Origin of the sequence: Guptibacillus sedimenti, assembly GCF_028610665.1 — a bacterium.
GTDB classification, from domain to species: Bacteria; Bacillota; Bacilli; order Bacillales; family Guptibacillaceae; genus Guptibacillus; species Guptibacillus sedimenti.
The window spans coordinates 401441-415383 of the sequence record NZ_JAQQWV010000001.1 but is presented as its reverse complement, the minus strand read 5'-3'; the positions used below and the strand labels follow the sequence as shown (position 1 = coordinate 415383).

Annotated in this window: 16 protein-coding genes; 3 read left to right on the top strand and 13 right to left on the bottom strand. The window is 41.7% G+C overall.

The annotated features are described in order from the left end of the window. Positions 1-13: 13 nt before the first annotated feature. The 4 genes from PQ578_RS02055 to PQ578_RS02040 all read right to left on the bottom strand — a co-directional run bounded on the left by PQ578_RS02055 (position 14) and on the right by PQ578_RS02040 (position 2653). The gene (locus PQ578_RS02055; RefSeq protein WP_273831976.1) at positions 14-373 is read right to left on the bottom strand and encodes a DUF2620 domain-containing protein; all 360 of its coding nucleotides are present in this window, start codon (positions 371-373) and stop codon (positions 14-16) included. Between the two features lie 12 nt (positions 374-385). Beyond that, on the bottom strand, positions 386-748 hold the full coding sequence (locus PQ578_RS02050; protein WP_273831975.1) for a PRD domain-containing protein: 363 nt from the start codon (positions 746-748) through the stop codon (positions 386-388). A gap of 56 nt (positions 749-804) precedes the next feature. After that, positions 805-1737, bottom strand: a complete 933-nt coding sequence (yhfZ, locus tag PQ578_RS02045; protein ID WP_273831974.1) for a GntR family transcriptional regulator YhfZ — start codon at positions 1735-1737, stop codon at positions 805-807. A 109-nt stretch (positions 1738-1846) separates the two neighbouring features. Next, positions 1847-2653: a histidinol-phosphatase gene (locus PQ578_RS02040; protein ID WP_273831973.1), complete on the bottom strand. Its 807-nt coding sequence runs from the start codon at positions 2651-2653 to the stop codon at positions 1847-1849. Between the two features lie 376 nt (positions 2654-3029). Here PQ578_RS02040 and PQ578_RS02035 point away from each other — a divergent pair, with 376 nt between their 5' ends. Continuing rightward, positions 3030-3923: a glycerophosphodiester phosphodiesterase gene (locus PQ578_RS02035; protein WP_273831972.1), complete on the top strand. Its 894-nt coding sequence runs from the start codon at positions 3030-3032 to the stop codon at positions 3921-3923. A gap of 57 nt (positions 3924-3980) precedes the next feature. Here PQ578_RS02035 and PQ578_RS02030 read toward each other — a convergent pair whose 3' ends face one another. Beyond that, on the bottom strand, positions 3981-4940 hold the full coding sequence (locus tag PQ578_RS02030) for an ankyrin repeat domain-containing protein (protein WP_273831971.1): 960 nt from the start codon (positions 4938-4940) through the stop codon (positions 3981-3983). Positions 4941-5094: 154 nt separating this feature from the next. Between PQ578_RS02030 and PQ578_RS02025 the strand changes: the two genes are divergently transcribed. Further along, positions 5095-5571 (top strand): hypothetical protein, encoded by a 477-nt coding sequence (locus tag PQ578_RS02025; protein ID WP_273831970.1) that lies wholly within the window; start codon positions 5095-5097, stop codon positions 5569-5571. Between the two features lie 8 nt (positions 5572-5579). Here the strand turns inward: PQ578_RS02025 and PQ578_RS02020 are convergent, their stop codons facing one another. Next, on the bottom strand, positions 5580-6356 hold the full coding sequence (locus tag PQ578_RS02020) for a transposase (RefSeq protein ID WP_337957999.1): 777 nt from the start codon (positions 6354-6356) through the stop codon (positions 5580-5582). A 72-nt stretch (positions 6357-6428) separates the two neighbouring features. Continuing rightward, on the bottom strand, positions 6429-7391 hold the full coding sequence (locus tag PQ578_RS02015; protein WP_273833222.1) for a 2-hydroxyacid dehydrogenase: 963 nt from the start codon (positions 7389-7391) through the stop codon (positions 6429-6431). A 169-nt stretch (positions 7392-7560) separates the two neighbouring features. Between PQ578_RS02015 and PQ578_RS02010 the strand changes: the two genes are divergently transcribed. Further along, a complete protein-coding gene (locus PQ578_RS02010) occupies positions 7561-7998 on the top strand; it encodes an acyl-CoA thioesterase (protein WP_273831969.1) in 438 nt (145 codons plus the stop codon). Between the two features lie 154 nt (positions 7999-8152). On the opposite strand, the gene PQ578_RS02005 is transcribed toward PQ578_RS02010, so the two are convergent. From PQ578_RS02005 to PQ578_RS01980, 6 genes are all read right to left on the bottom strand, one after another. Further along, positions 8153-9397 carry a M20 family metallo-hydrolase gene (locus tag PQ578_RS02005; RefSeq protein ID WP_273831968.1) on the bottom strand — a complete coding sequence of 415 codons (1245 nt, stop codon included), beginning with the start codon at positions 9395-9397 and terminating at the stop codon, positions 8153-8155. A 387-nt stretch (positions 9398-9784) separates the two neighbouring features. Next, positions 9785-9877 carry a putative holin-like toxin gene (locus PQ578_RS02000; protein ID WP_224594651.1) on the bottom strand — a complete coding sequence of 31 codons (93 nt, stop codon included), beginning with the start codon at positions 9875-9877 and terminating at the stop codon, positions 9785-9787. Between the two features lie 187 nt (positions 9878-10064). After that, positions 10065-11438, bottom strand: coding sequence for a M28 family peptidase (locus PQ578_RS01995; protein WP_273831967.1), 1374 nt, complete (start codon positions 11436-11438; stop codon positions 10065-10067). Positions 11439-11796: 358 nt separating this feature from the next. Further along, positions 11797-13263 carry a sodium/pantothenate symporter gene (gene panF, locus PQ578_RS01990; protein WP_273831966.1) on the bottom strand — a complete coding sequence of 489 codons (1467 nt, stop codon included), beginning with the start codon at positions 13261-13263 and terminating at the stop codon, positions 11797-11799. Continuing rightward, complete coding sequence (locus tag PQ578_RS01985; RefSeq protein WP_273831965.1) at positions 13260-13544, bottom strand: YhdT family protein; 285 nt, start codon at positions 13542-13544, stop codon at positions 13260-13262. The genes panF and PQ578_RS01985 overlap by 4 nt, the downstream gene beginning before the upstream one ends. A 171-nt stretch (positions 13545-13715) precedes the next feature. After that, complete coding sequence (locus PQ578_RS01980) at positions 13716-13877, bottom strand: hypothetical protein (protein WP_168212306.1); 162 nt, start codon at positions 13875-13877, stop codon at positions 13716-13718. Between the last annotated feature and the right edge of the window lie 66 nt (positions 13878-13943).

Sequence of the window (13943 nt, the reverse complement as noted above, 5' to 3'; positions counted from 1 at the left end):
ACCCCCTTCCAAATTATTGTGCTTTAATTGCCCTCATGATCATCGGCACGGCAGTTTCCATATGATCTGCAGTAAAACCAAATGCTTTTTTTCCGTCCTTAACAGCCTGTATAATTTTCTCTTCATTCGGTTTCCTTCCTGGCATGGAAACCGTTTCACAGCTGGGCTTTCCAATTATAGCAATCGCCATTGCTAGCGCACCGCCACCCCCAGTGTGACACGCGCCAACATAGTAATCTGCCTGACCAGTTTTCACTGCCATTGCGGCTTCTACATCTGATTTAACTGAGGTTTCCACGCCATCTGGTCCATGTTCCTTCACAAGGGCTTCAACTTCCTTCTTATCTACCTGACCACCTACAACAATTTTCATTTAAATCTCCTCCTATTTGATTTCTTGAAAAATAGATACATAGTGTATTTTCAAAAAGGCCATTTCAGATTGTGGAATTTCCTCAGCCCAATTGGATTGAATCCAGCTAATCTCCCTTTTTGCTACTCCTATGAGATCGGATTTCTCTATTTCCAAAATGAGCTCATCCGGGGGCGCATCGATTGAATCTCCACGAGAGATACGCGTTAAGGCGGATGCAAGATGAGTGACAAGCATTTCTACTTTATTTTGAGGAAGCGGCTTTTGCGTCTGACTGCTTAATCTTTGAACGGCTTGCTCGGCGATAGTTGAAGCTTCTGAACTAATCACATCACCTGCTTTCAGAATATCTAATCGTTCTTTAATCGTCGTCATAAAATCAATCCTCCAATATACAGTATTTAGTATATTAATTTCATAGGAAATCCTATTTAATAATGTGGATAAATTTCTCCTTTTTCAACTTGAATTTGCAACTCTTGAACGTCAATGACAGATAGCTCAAGTAAGGCCTCTCTGAGTTCTACTCTCTCCTTATGTAAGAGCATAGTAGCCTCATTTACTTTCTTACTTAGTTCCTGAGCTTTAATCGAGCGGAAAGATCCTTTTCCCATTTCTTCTGAATGAATGATCTCATCTTTATTCCAAACTGCCGCATCAATTTCATTGTTCTTGAGCATCTCCATCAACTGCATGTAGTTCACTTCAATTAATTGCACTTCAATACCTTCTGTTTCATACTCCGTAAGAAGATGCTGGTCAGCTGAAGAATAGTCAATTCCGACACGCATACCGCTTTGAATAGATTTGGTTTTGGGGTTTGAAAAAACAATTTCATGTCCTGAAACGTAGGAGTTATTTCCAAAATTTTTCACCATCTCGATACTACCATCATTCTCAATAGCAAGTTCAGCTGCAAGCCTTGAAACAATCACAAAATCATACCTTCCAGCTTTTAACGCTTCAATTCGATTTGATGATCCTCTCATAAATGCAAGATTAAAAGGAATTTTCAATCTATCAAGCACTTGAACTAAACCAGTAGCAAGGCCTTCATATTTTCTCGAATACGGCAAAGGCATGGCACCCATAACAGATCCAAGTCCTGCAATATCCCAAAGTAACTGTCGATCAGTTCTAACAAGAAACGTACCAAGGTGTCCCCTCGCTTCAAGAACAATGGCTCCTATTTCTTCAAGTAGACGTAACGCTCCCTGAATTGTCCCCCTTCCAAGAGATGTTTCTGTAACAAAATCACTTACGCGAGGAATACGGCTTCCCGGCTCGATCGCTAGTAGTTTAGCTGCAATTCTCCTAGCTGCGAGCCCATTCTTGCTGTATAATTTCTCCCATTTGCTTTCCATATCCTCACCTCAATATACAATTTTTCGTATTCTCACTATATAGAATAACTTAGAATTGATAAATTTTCAATGAATATTCTGACAAAAGAGGGAGATACTCTTCCTCCCCCTACAACCCAACAAACTCTTTCTTACGCTCACGAAACACCGTCCAGTTCTTAAATCCAATCTCCTTGAGCTTTGCGCGAACTTCTTCAAACTCTTCTCCCACTCGCGCTGGCCAATGAGCGTCTGAACCAAACGTTACACCTACACCGTAATGACACGCCATTTCAAGCATATCATTCGCAGGATACCAGCCACCGCAGTCTTTATGCTTACCAGATGTGTTAATTTCAATCGTTGATTCGAGCTCACCGAGTCGCTTGATCGCTTTCTCTACCTCAGGCGTTTCCACATTTGTGAAATCAGGATAAAAGCCTTTCATCGCATCAATATGAGCCAAAATGTCAAAAACACCACTTTCAGCTGATTCCACAATTAACTTATAATAATGTTCTTTCTCGTAACGAATGTCTTCTTCGGTTAAATTCTCCCAGCGGCTTTTATCAAAGATGTTGTTTCCATTACTAAAATGAACGGAGCCGATAATGTAATCGAATGGATACTGGTCATAAATGCTTTTATATAGCGGATAATGCTCTTGAAAGAAATCGGATTCTACCCCGAGTAAGACGTCAATCTTACCTCGATACTTTTCTTTTAAGGTGAGTACCTCCTCGACATAAGAAGCAAACTCGCTTTTGGCCATTGCAATGCGTGGCAACGCTCGATCTTTTTCACTCGCAAAAAACGGCGAATGATCCGATATGCCAATCATCTGTAGATCATTTTGAATCGCTGCTTTTATGTACTCTTCAATCGTAGCCTCCGCATGCCCGCACCGTTCATGATGCGTATGGTAATCAAATTTCATCCTTTTGCTCCTTCCAAATAATAGTAAGTATTTATATCATAATCCTATCATAGTTCTTCTACTCTATAAGACTATTTTCCTCTCGACATCAACTGACAAATAGCGGGTGGTGCCAGGCACTCTATATTTAGAAATGATGAACTTTCTTATGAGAAAGGTCCTGATTCGTATTGCCGTACTCTATCGGTATAATTTACTAAACGACTGCGTTATTCGAAGCTTTCAAGAGGCCTCTCTCTTATTTCTAAGTTCTTTCCTCCTCATTAGTCCCTATTTTTGACAGCGCGTTTCTCGTCTACATCCGCTTTATGTAAATCAGCGTTTACATGAAGCGAATATACTTTCAGTTGTAGTGAATTTTGAAAGGATGATGATAATGAAGCGGAGAAAGAAAATAGCAGCCTTAACGATGAGTATCGCCTTAGTTGGAAGTTTACTTTCGACAGGGGCTGCCTCAGCGAGTGGAAATGAAAAAACACCAAGTATGAACACTAGCAAACTACTAAACGTTGCCCATAGAGGGGCTTCAGGACATGCACCTGAACACACAATTCCATCTTATGAACTTGGTGAAGAAATGAAAGGTGACTACATTGAAGTAGACCTTCAAATGACAAAGGATGGAACGCTTATCGCGATGCATGATGAGTCAGTTGATCGAACCACAAACGGGACAGGCCTTGTGAAAGACTATACACTGGAGCAGATAAAAGAGTTAGATGCTGGTAGCTGGTTTAATGAAAAATATCCTGAGAAAGCTGATCCAACTTACGAAGGCATTCAAGTACCTACTCTTGAAGAAGTGATTCAAACTTTTGGGACAGGCGCTCGCTATTATATTGAAACAAAATCACCCGAAGTTTATCCTGGCATGGAAGAAGAATTACTTCGCGTTCTAAACAAATATAATTTAACAGGTGTTAATGAACGATCTAGCAAAGTGCTTATCCAATCATTCAGTCAAGAGAGTTTAATGAAAATGCATAACCTGAATCCGAACTTGCCCCTCATTCAGCTCATTTCATATAAAGAGCCTGCTACGATTTCAGAGAATGAATTACAAGAGCTCTCTAAATACGCTGTCGGTGTCGGAATGTCTGCTTCAAAAATTGACGAAACCTACGTCCAAAAAGTGAGAAATGCAGGATTTCTCATCCACCCTTATACGGTGAATGACAAAGAAGAAATGACGCGTTTATTGGACTGGGGCGTTACAGGAATGTTTACGAACTATCCGGATGTTTTGAATGATGTACTACATGGTAAATAAGGTTTTCAATAAAAGAGGGTCCTCGTTGCTCATTGGCAACAAGGACCCTTTTTAAATTCACCATCCATATTGCTGAAGGAGCTCTGCCACCGCAGTGTGATCGCTCTCTTCCGCTATCGCAAATGCCTCTTCACTTTCCTCAATGGAAGAAGGAAGCGCTCCAGCTACGAGGAATGCTTCAACAAGAGAAGTGTTGTCTTGTTTGATTGCTTCAAACAGCAATGGTTTCCCTTCATAACGAGTATTCGCATCGCCGCCTCTACCTAATAGCAAGGAAACTAGTTCAGTAGACTTTTCTTCAGTAACTGCAATAGCTAGCGCACTTTCCTCATTTTTTTCAACCGTAAAGTTTGGATTTGCTCCAGAATCAAGAAGTAGCGTAATTATTTCTTCATTTCCTTGAATGATGGAATAAGTTAATAAAGTATAATGCTCGCCTTCCACTTCTATTTCTAGGTTAGGATTATAACCATTGTGTAATAAAATTTTGATGAGCTCGATGTTTTCTTCCTTTACAGCTTTGACTAACATTTCCTCATTTCCGATTTCAAAATGAGCACCCATTTTTAATAGCAAGTCAATAATTTCGTTATTTTCTTGTTCGACTGCTACTTCTAGAAGGTTCTCATTTTTCTCATGATTTACTTCAGCATCCCCATCGTGGTCCGATTCTTCATGATCATGTACTTTCACCCCGTTCAGAAGCAGGAACTCGACGAGCTTGCTGTCTCCTTCCATGACCGCGTAAGTGATTGGTGATACGCCATCATTATTTACTGTATCCGGTGAAACGCCCTCATGAAAAAGATCCTCCATCTCCTTTAATGTCGTTTCATCTGAACGATTCTGATAGAGAAGTTGCCACAATTGGTCTTCTTCCGTAAGAACGTCGGTGTCTGTTCCTTGGTTTTCTGCACTAGCTTCTTTATGTGATTCAGACGTCGTTTTATCTCGATTTAATTCAGAACATGCCGCTACCACGATCAGCATGAGCATCCAAAGTAACTTTCGCTTCATTATTTCCCTCCAACTGTCTAAAAAGTCAATTCCTAAACCATTATATCGTGAAACATTGTGAGGAAAGATTAAAATTTAGTGAAATATGTCTTCGAATGGGACAACTTACGCCTGTCATACACTTTAATAGTCAAGCTTCAGGGAGGACGAGACGTTGTCATATTTTAAAACGAGGAGGAAGAGCGGAGGTTCAGGGAAAATTATTTTTAGCTTAATCGTCTTGCTGCTTCTCGGTGGCAGCATCGGTGTTTGGATCTGGCAACAACCAAAATCACAAGCTGTAGCAACTGTAAAAGAGTTTTATTTATATGAACAAAGTGGTGATTTCAAGAAATCTTGGTCCCTGTTTCACTCTGAAATCAAGAACCGTTTTTCAGATGAACAATACAGCCAATTACGCTCCCAACTGATCACGCAGGATATTGGGGCCACGTCATTTACTTTTGATGTTGGCAAAGTGAAGACAAAAAAGAACTGGCGATCCGGAGTAAACGGCGTCATTATGAAAAAAGTATATACGATAAAAGTAACCCAGCATTTTCAAAATCAGTTCGGAAATTTTGATCTCGTTCAGGAAGTGTTCGTCGTTAAAGAAGAAGGAGAGTTTAAAGTTTTGTGGGACTATAAATAACGAGGAATTTAACTAAATAAACGTTTGTTTAAGAAAAAGGTGCTGGACGAAGCATCTTTTTTTGATTTTGCTTTATTTGGATAAGGGAGATGCCATGATGAGTTCCTCTCGTGCGGACAGGACACATAATCACAGTATTGTTTTTTCTTTTGTTGAAGTGTACCTGGGTAACTCTCTATTAGTGGATGTACGTTAAGATAAGGTTTTTTCATAGGAACTTTCAGACCATAATAGCGATAACTGGACCATGGATAATCTGCTGGTTGTAATACGAGGTTTGCTTTCAATGGATTGAGGTGAATATAGCGACTAACTTCTAACATATTAGCCGGGGTGTTAAGCGGCTCATCAAAATAACGTTTCTCAAAAACGTGACCAGTCAACTCATACCTTCCATTAAAATAGGTTGCGTAACGCTTGTTCACAAGAGACATAATTTTTGAAATCGGCTGTTCTTTTGATCGAAGTTGAAGATGATAGTGATTATTCATTAAACAATAAGAAGCTAACTCAAATGGATGTGTTTCGAAGACTTGCTGAAGGATATACAAAAACGTGCGGTAATCTCTCTCATCTTTAAAAAGAAGATCTTTTCGGTTTCCTCGACTTACGATGTGATAAAAATGGTTCGGGAGCCAGACCCTCGGTTTTCTCACCATCTCATGTATGTTGCTGGGTGAGCATGGACTGGCCACTTGCCCCATAGAAGCTTCGTCAAAGTTCTTCCTCCTCTGCTTTTTTTCTACTCTTTCTCCAAGAATAATCTTCCTTTGCTTACCCGTCAATGGAATCTCTTCGACAAATACCGGGCGGTGACAGGCACCATCTACTCACCCCGCCGCCCAGCACTCAGCCCCTCATTCAACCTGATGAGGGGGCTTTTCTCCGTTCAACACTTTCAATAGATTCATCATAGCCACTTCTGCCATCTTAAGCCTTGTTTTCCTACTCGCACTTCCGATATGTGGCAGGGTAACTACGTTTGATAAACTTAAAAGAGGATGATTGAGTGATACTGGCTCTTCTACGAAAACATCTAAACCAGCAGCCCAAATATCGCCGTCCTTAAGCGCATGATAAAGAGCTTCCTCGTTAACAATTCCCCCTCTTGCTGTGTTGATTAAAATAGCGGTTTCTTTCATCATCCTAAGTTCTTTCACTCCAATTAAGTTCTCCGTCTCAGCGGTTAACGGTGTTAAGACACAGACAAAATCAGATTCCTTTAAGAGATGCTCGAGTTCTGCAAATTGAAGATCCATCTTATTTTCAGCTTCTTGATTTCTACGACGGTTATGATAGAGAACGTTCATATTGAATCCTTTCGCTCTCTTTGCCACGGATTCTCCGATTCTTCCCATACCAATAATTCCGAGCGTTGCTCCGTGTATGTCTTGACCTGTTAGCTGCATCGGCGTCCAGGCTTCCCATTTTCCTTCGCGCAAATAGGTGGAAGCTTCAGGAATTCTTCGAGCTGTTGCCATTAGCAAAGCAAAGGTTAAGTCAGCTGTCGTTTCCGTCAGCACACCCGGTGTATTCGTCACAACAACTCCCTTTTCTTTAGCTGCTTTAATGTCGATATTGTTATAACCTACTGCCATGTTCGCTACTACTTTTAATTTAGATGCCTTTTCTAAAAGCGAGCGATCAATTTCTTCGGTTAACATACAGAAAAGTCCGTCCACCTCTTGGATTTCTTGTTCAAGAACATCATGAGGTACAGGTTCTTCCTCTGACTCCCACATCCTCAACTCACAATTTTTACGTAGACTATTAACAATTTCATTTGGTAATTTTCGCGTCAGATAGACTTTAGGTTTCAACACTTTTCTCCACTCCCAGCTGTTATTTTACCCCATGCTACACTTTTCACGAATAAAGTCCAAATCCCTTTTCCACATAGAGACATTACCCGGGAAATTTCGTAATAATGCCCCCTTTATATACTGAATCTTGTGTTAATATGAAGAAAAAAGGAACTTGAGGTGAATCATGTCTCAAAAAGAGCATTTTTCTTATCCCATCCGCGTTCGCTATTCTGAGATTGACGGTCAAAAAATAGTTTTTAATGCCCATTATTCCACTTACATCGACATTGCTACGACCGAGTATTTCCGACATGTACTCGGTGACCGGTTACAACAGCTTGCTGACGATCACTCATTTGATCCAGTATTAAGAAAGATCACCCTTGAGTTCATTAAACCGGCGAAGTTAGATGACGTTCTTGACGTGTTTTGTCGCGTTACGAAGCTTGGGAAATCTAGTTTTGAACTAAGTCATGAAATTATGCGAAATGATGAGCTTCTTGTGAAAGCTGAAGTCATACAAGTGAATTATGATATGAAAAGTGGTAAAGCGCAGGTGATTCCTCAGCAAATTAAAGATGCACTGAGTCACTTTGAAAAGTTCGATCTCTCTTCATTTTAGGGTTACGAATAACAAAAAGGCGGCATCTACTACCAGCATGCCACCTTTTTGTTATTCAATTTTTCGATATTCACCTGCCATCGCATACTTTTTGGTTGAGTGATGCTTGAAATCATGAGAAAAATGCTACTCATCAAAGGTTTACATTCGTGAATCACCCCTCCTCATCCATCGCAATCCGCACTGCTGTCTGATAAAGCAACTGAACCCCCTTCTCAATATCATCCATTTCCGCAAATTCAAGCGGATTATGACTGATGCCTTTTTCACATCGAACGAAAATCATTCCGTAGTCACTGATATACGACATAAAAAGAGCATCGTGAAATGGACCGCTCATTAAAACGGGCGATTCATAACCGAGTTTTTTATCTTCTTCGCTCATGATTGCTTTAATCCAATCTGCACAATAGCGGGGTTCACTCCTGGTGTCTTCCGTAATCGTGTACGTAAGCTTGTAAGTGGATGCAGCTTCTTCAATAATCGTGTAGAGCTTTTTTTCGAGCATGGTGCGATGCTCAAGATCGATATCACGTAAATCCATCGTAAATTCAACTTTCTCCGGAATAATGTTACGAGAGTTCGGAAATACCTGCACACTTCCAACGGTACCTACCGTTGTTTCTTGTCCTTCTTCTTTAATCAGATGATCAAATTTCATAATAATCTCACTCGCTCCAACCATGGCATCTTGCCGTAATGGCATCGGAACGGAGCCAGCATGGCCAGCGAATCCTTCAAGCGTGACGGTTAGCCAGATTGGTCCTGAAATTCCTGAAACAATTCCAACAGGTTTATTTTTAGATTCTAAGACTGGTCCTTGCTCAATATGAAGCTCTAAGAATGCCTCAATGTCTCCATTTTTGTAGACGGGACTTTCTGTGAGATCAGGTTCGACACCGAATTCTTTTAGTGCTTCTTTTCGCGTCATCCCATTCTTATCTTTCCGCTCAAGCTCACCTTCCTCTAGCAGGCCAGCAAGTGCTCTCACACCGAAGACACCTTTGTTAAAACGGGAACCTTCTTCATCTGAAAAACAAATCACCTCAATCGTTCGCTTCGGTATGATGTTGTTATCTTTCATCGTATGTACAACCTCAATTGCGCCAAGTGCGCCGGCTGTTCCGTCAAAGCGCCCGCCATACGGCTGAGAGTCAATGTGAGATCCGAGCATAAGAATTGGCTTGTCCTTCTCGGAACCATCTATCCTTCCTATTAAATTCCCAAAACCATCGATACGAGCTTCCAAACCAGCCGCTTCCATCCAACCCTTCACAACCTCAACTGCTTTTCGATCTTCCTTCGAATGCGCTAGACGACATACACCTGTATCCCCAATCTTTCCGATCTTAGCTAATTCTTCAAGATGACTCTGTAAACGATCGCGGTTAATTCCCATTCACACTCATCCTTTTCACCGTTTTATTCACTATAGCAAAGCCGTTTTGATTGATCATTGTACACAATGTCATTTAATGATTGAATATTATATATATTTCGTCTATTTAATCTGCAGCATGACGCAAATGACCTGCCATTCGTTCGACAAATTCACCCAAAAACCGGGTGGTGACAGGCACCGCTCGAACTGCTCGAAAAACCACTTCCCGAACGATCCCTCTTGTCACACTCACCCTAATTGCATATAATAAAGCTAGAGAACATAAGGTATAAAAAAGAACGCTGGTGCTTTCGCACCAGCGTCCATACAGCTGCTCCGCATGACGAGCGGCGGCTCAAAAGGCAAAAAGTAACTCACCTTAATCCTTGGCCGGGGCAGGGTGGGTTACTTCTTTTTATTACTAGAAACCGTAATAATTGTGACCACGAGAGAAGCAAAACTAATCATTAAAACAAGCGCCTCAAATGTGCTCATCATTATAGGCAGCACCCCCTTTCTTCAACGGGGTACCGCCGCCCACCCTGCTTTGCAACTGATACTTATTATCTTATCATAGACCGCTACCTTAATTGGATAGACCATTTACCTATGTTGGTCGCAAAACTTCATCTGCTAACATCCTAAATAAAGCAAAAAGAGGTGGGGAATCCCCGCCTCTTTTCTCTTACAATGGCCTGTCATCAAAATCATAGTCTGCTGGATTTGGTGCCACGCGCGCTTTTTCAAGAGCTGGCGTATCTGGTCGTGCCACTTGATAGACAGCGGCTCCAACAATCTCCGCTACATTTTGAAGCTTCTCTTTGCTAATTTTATCAATTGTATCTTCAGGAGAATGGTACCACGGCTCAAGCGGAGCGTGAATAAAGAGAGCCGCTGGAATTCCTTTTAGAAAGAAAGGCACGTGATCGCTTCGACCGAGTTCACCATAATCAACTGCGCCTGAAATCCTCGCTCCAGCTGAGGCACCAAGATCAGTGACGAGATTTTTCTCTCCATCAGGAGTGAACATGATTAGTTCTCCTGCATCGCGACTCCCAACCATATCCAATTGGAAATGAGCGACTGAGTTTTCGATCTCCTCATCAGTTAAAGAGTCCGCATAGTAATAAGAGCCGACCAATCCTTTTTCTTCCGCACCAAAAGTGACAAATCGAAGTTCCGTATCCGTAGGGGTTTTGGCCATAATTCTCGCTAGCTCAAGCGTAGCAGCTACTCCTGAAGCATCATCGTTAGCCCCTGGTCCATTTGGAACAGAATCGTGATGCGCGCCAACGGTCACAATTTGCCCGGTGTCTTTATTCGGATGAGGCTCTTTTTTCGCAATGACGTTGTAAGAAGTTTTATCGACAGTCCCAGCGTTTTCTACACTTACAGTGGCTTTAACGTCTTCCTTATTTAGCTGTTCCACAAGTTGAAGACCCGCTTCTCTTGTAATTCCTACAGCTGGAATATCTTGTCCTTCATAAGCATAGCCAAATGAATTTCCAGAGCGTCCTTCGCCATTAAACATAATAACGCCAATCGCTCCTTTATCGTAGACGTTCTGGATTTTTTCATAAAAACTATAAGAACCGCGCTCAATTAATGCAATCTTCCCCGCAACGTCATCACCCACTTCATCCTTAGACCCAAGGCCAACATAGACGAGCGATCCTGTGACGCGATCGTTGATAGAGCCTTCAAACGTATGAACATCGCCAGCAAAGACTTGATCATTAATGGCAAGGGATGAAGATCCACCATCCCACTCTTGAATAGTAAACGGCTGCAATTCAGTCTCATACCCATAGCGCTCAAACTCGCTTTTTATGTACTGAACGGCTTGGTACTCCCCTTCCGTACCAGCTTCACGAGGTTGCTTTGATAAGAGGGCAATGTTGCTATACATGTTTTCACTACTGATTTTCTTTATTACTTTGTTGTCAAACGCATGGTCAGCTTGTTCATTTGGTACCGGTTTTGCCGCATCAACAGTGAAAGACATAGGACTTAGGACTAAACCCGTGGCAAGAGCTACTGTAACCGCTTTCTTCTTCAAACAAAATTCCTCCTTAAGGTTAAGGTTTCAGCATAATTATTCCATTAATTCAATGTTTAGTAAATTAAGGAATCTAGTCTAAAAAGAGGTAGGGTAGTAAAAACTGGACTTTTAACCTATAAGAAATTGCACTAATTTACTCTAGTTCAGTCGAAATTAAGATATATGTGTAGAGAAAATGAGCATTCTCGGTCATTTTTCAGTCGTATTTATTTTTTGATCGTTTTGACTACTTAAGAAATCATCATTTAAACAAATCAATAAAGAGCCCTTCAAATATGAAGAGCTCTTGAATGATAATTCCTTAGCTTTCATTCGACAAATCCTCTCAAAAAGCGGGCGGTGACAGGCACCGTTATCACGCTCTCCACAATCTTATGAGCACTTCCTCCTGCACCGTCGCATGCTTCTTCGTCGTTAGCAAACTCACGCTCACGTAACCAAGAAGCGAAAGCAACACCGGCAACACAACCGAATGCATGCCGAACGCATTTGGCATAAACGTATGAAAGCCAATATAACTGCCAACACCAACAAGAATGGAGGCCATTGCTCCACTCGCATTCCCTCGTTTCCAGTAGAGTCCCATAACGACTGGCCAAATAAAGGCCGCCTCAAGTCCACCAAACGCAAACAGATTTAACCAGATAAGAAGTTCAGGCGGATTTACGGCCATCGCAAATACCAATACGCCTAATACTGCGGTTACTCCTACGCTAAATCGCTTGATCGTTTGATCGCTGGCTTCAGGCTTCACATAATTCAAGTAAATGTCTTTCACGATCGCAGAACTAACAAGAAGTAACAGTGAGTCGACTGTCGACATGATCGCAGCCATCGGAGCTGCTAGTACAATCCCAGCAAGCCAGGATGGTAGCACCTCTAGTGCAATTCTCGGCATTACCGTATCGCCAACTTCAATTCCAGGTAAAACGGCACGTGCAAATACGCCGGTCAGGTGCATTCCAAGCATAATCACACCTACGACGATTGTTCCGATAATGAGAGCGCGGTGCATCCCTTTTGAACTTTTATAAGACATGGCTCGGACAGCCACTTGTGGTAACCCAACAACACCTACACCTACCAAAATCCAGAAAGATGAGACGTAGAGCGGCGTCAAAGATTGATCAGCGCCAAATGGAGAGATCAAATCAGGATTTTCAGCCCCTAGCGTCGTGATAATGTTTTCAACACCCCCACCAGCAACGACTGTTCCGATAAGAATGACTAGTGTTCCACCGAACATCACAACGCCCTGAACTGTATCCGTAATCGCTACCGCCCTAAATCCACCGATAATAACGTAGACAAGAACCGAGGCGGCAAAAAGAAACAGCGCTCCCGTATAAGGTAGGCCAGTTAACGATTCAATGAGCCGCGCACCACCAATCCACTGAGCGGCCATCGCAGAAAACAAGAAAATGATAATACTAAGCGCAGATAAAATAACCACGCCTTTACTCTGATAACGCTCCTTTAGGAAATCAATTAACGTAACCGCTCGAATTTTCCGAGCCATAATGGCAAACTTTTTCCCGAGCACGGATAATACAAAATAACCAGTGGCGAGCTGAGTCATCGATAAGAGGACCCAGCCAAGTCCCATTGTATAAGCAACACCAGGGCCACCAATGAAGCTACTTGCACTTCCATATGTAGAAACCATCGTCATCGCAAGAATAAATCCACCAAGTTCACGACTTCCAAGAAAATACTCCTGTAAAAAGTTCGATGTTGATTTCAAATGGGTAGAAGCATAGAACCCGATCAAAAAAATGATAACAAGAAAGATAAGAAGTGGAATCACAACGTCCCAGTTCATTCGCCCTCCTCCTTATCAAAAGGAACTTCTTTAAACAAGAAGACAACCGCTAAAATCACGAGGACGATCACAATCCCCGTTCCGAGCACACAGCTGTAGAAAAACCACGCTGGTAGCCCCCATATATATTGATAGTCATCTACTGGTTTTGATCCAAAACCGTAAGCAAACCCATACCATAAAATAAAATTAATGATAACAAGAACGACGCCGATGAGCGCTTCACGATTGGCGATTCGATAGCGTGGATCATCTTTTGGCATCTTATCGTGTTGCTCCATGCTTTTCCTCCTTTAAGACAAACCTCGTTCTATTATAACCAGAAGAAAGCTTCAACCATAGTGATAAGATTTTATCGTGATTGATCAGTTGGTAAAACATTAAAAAAACGCCGATCATGAACCGGCGCTTTGGTTTATTTCCTGTTTAAACAAACGTTTATTTAAGCACAGCTACGCCTTCCGATAAGCCCTTCTCTCAGCATAAGAAACACATTTATAACAAACCGGCTTCCGATTGCCCTCATCATCTAAATAATACTGTGGACGTACAGGCTTCTTCTTACAAATCATGCACTTCTCTAACCCCATCAATCTTCCGAAAAAACCCTTCATTTCTGTCACCCTCCTTACCTTTAATAAACTAAATGAAAGCAAGATGAAACACAATACCCGCGCATC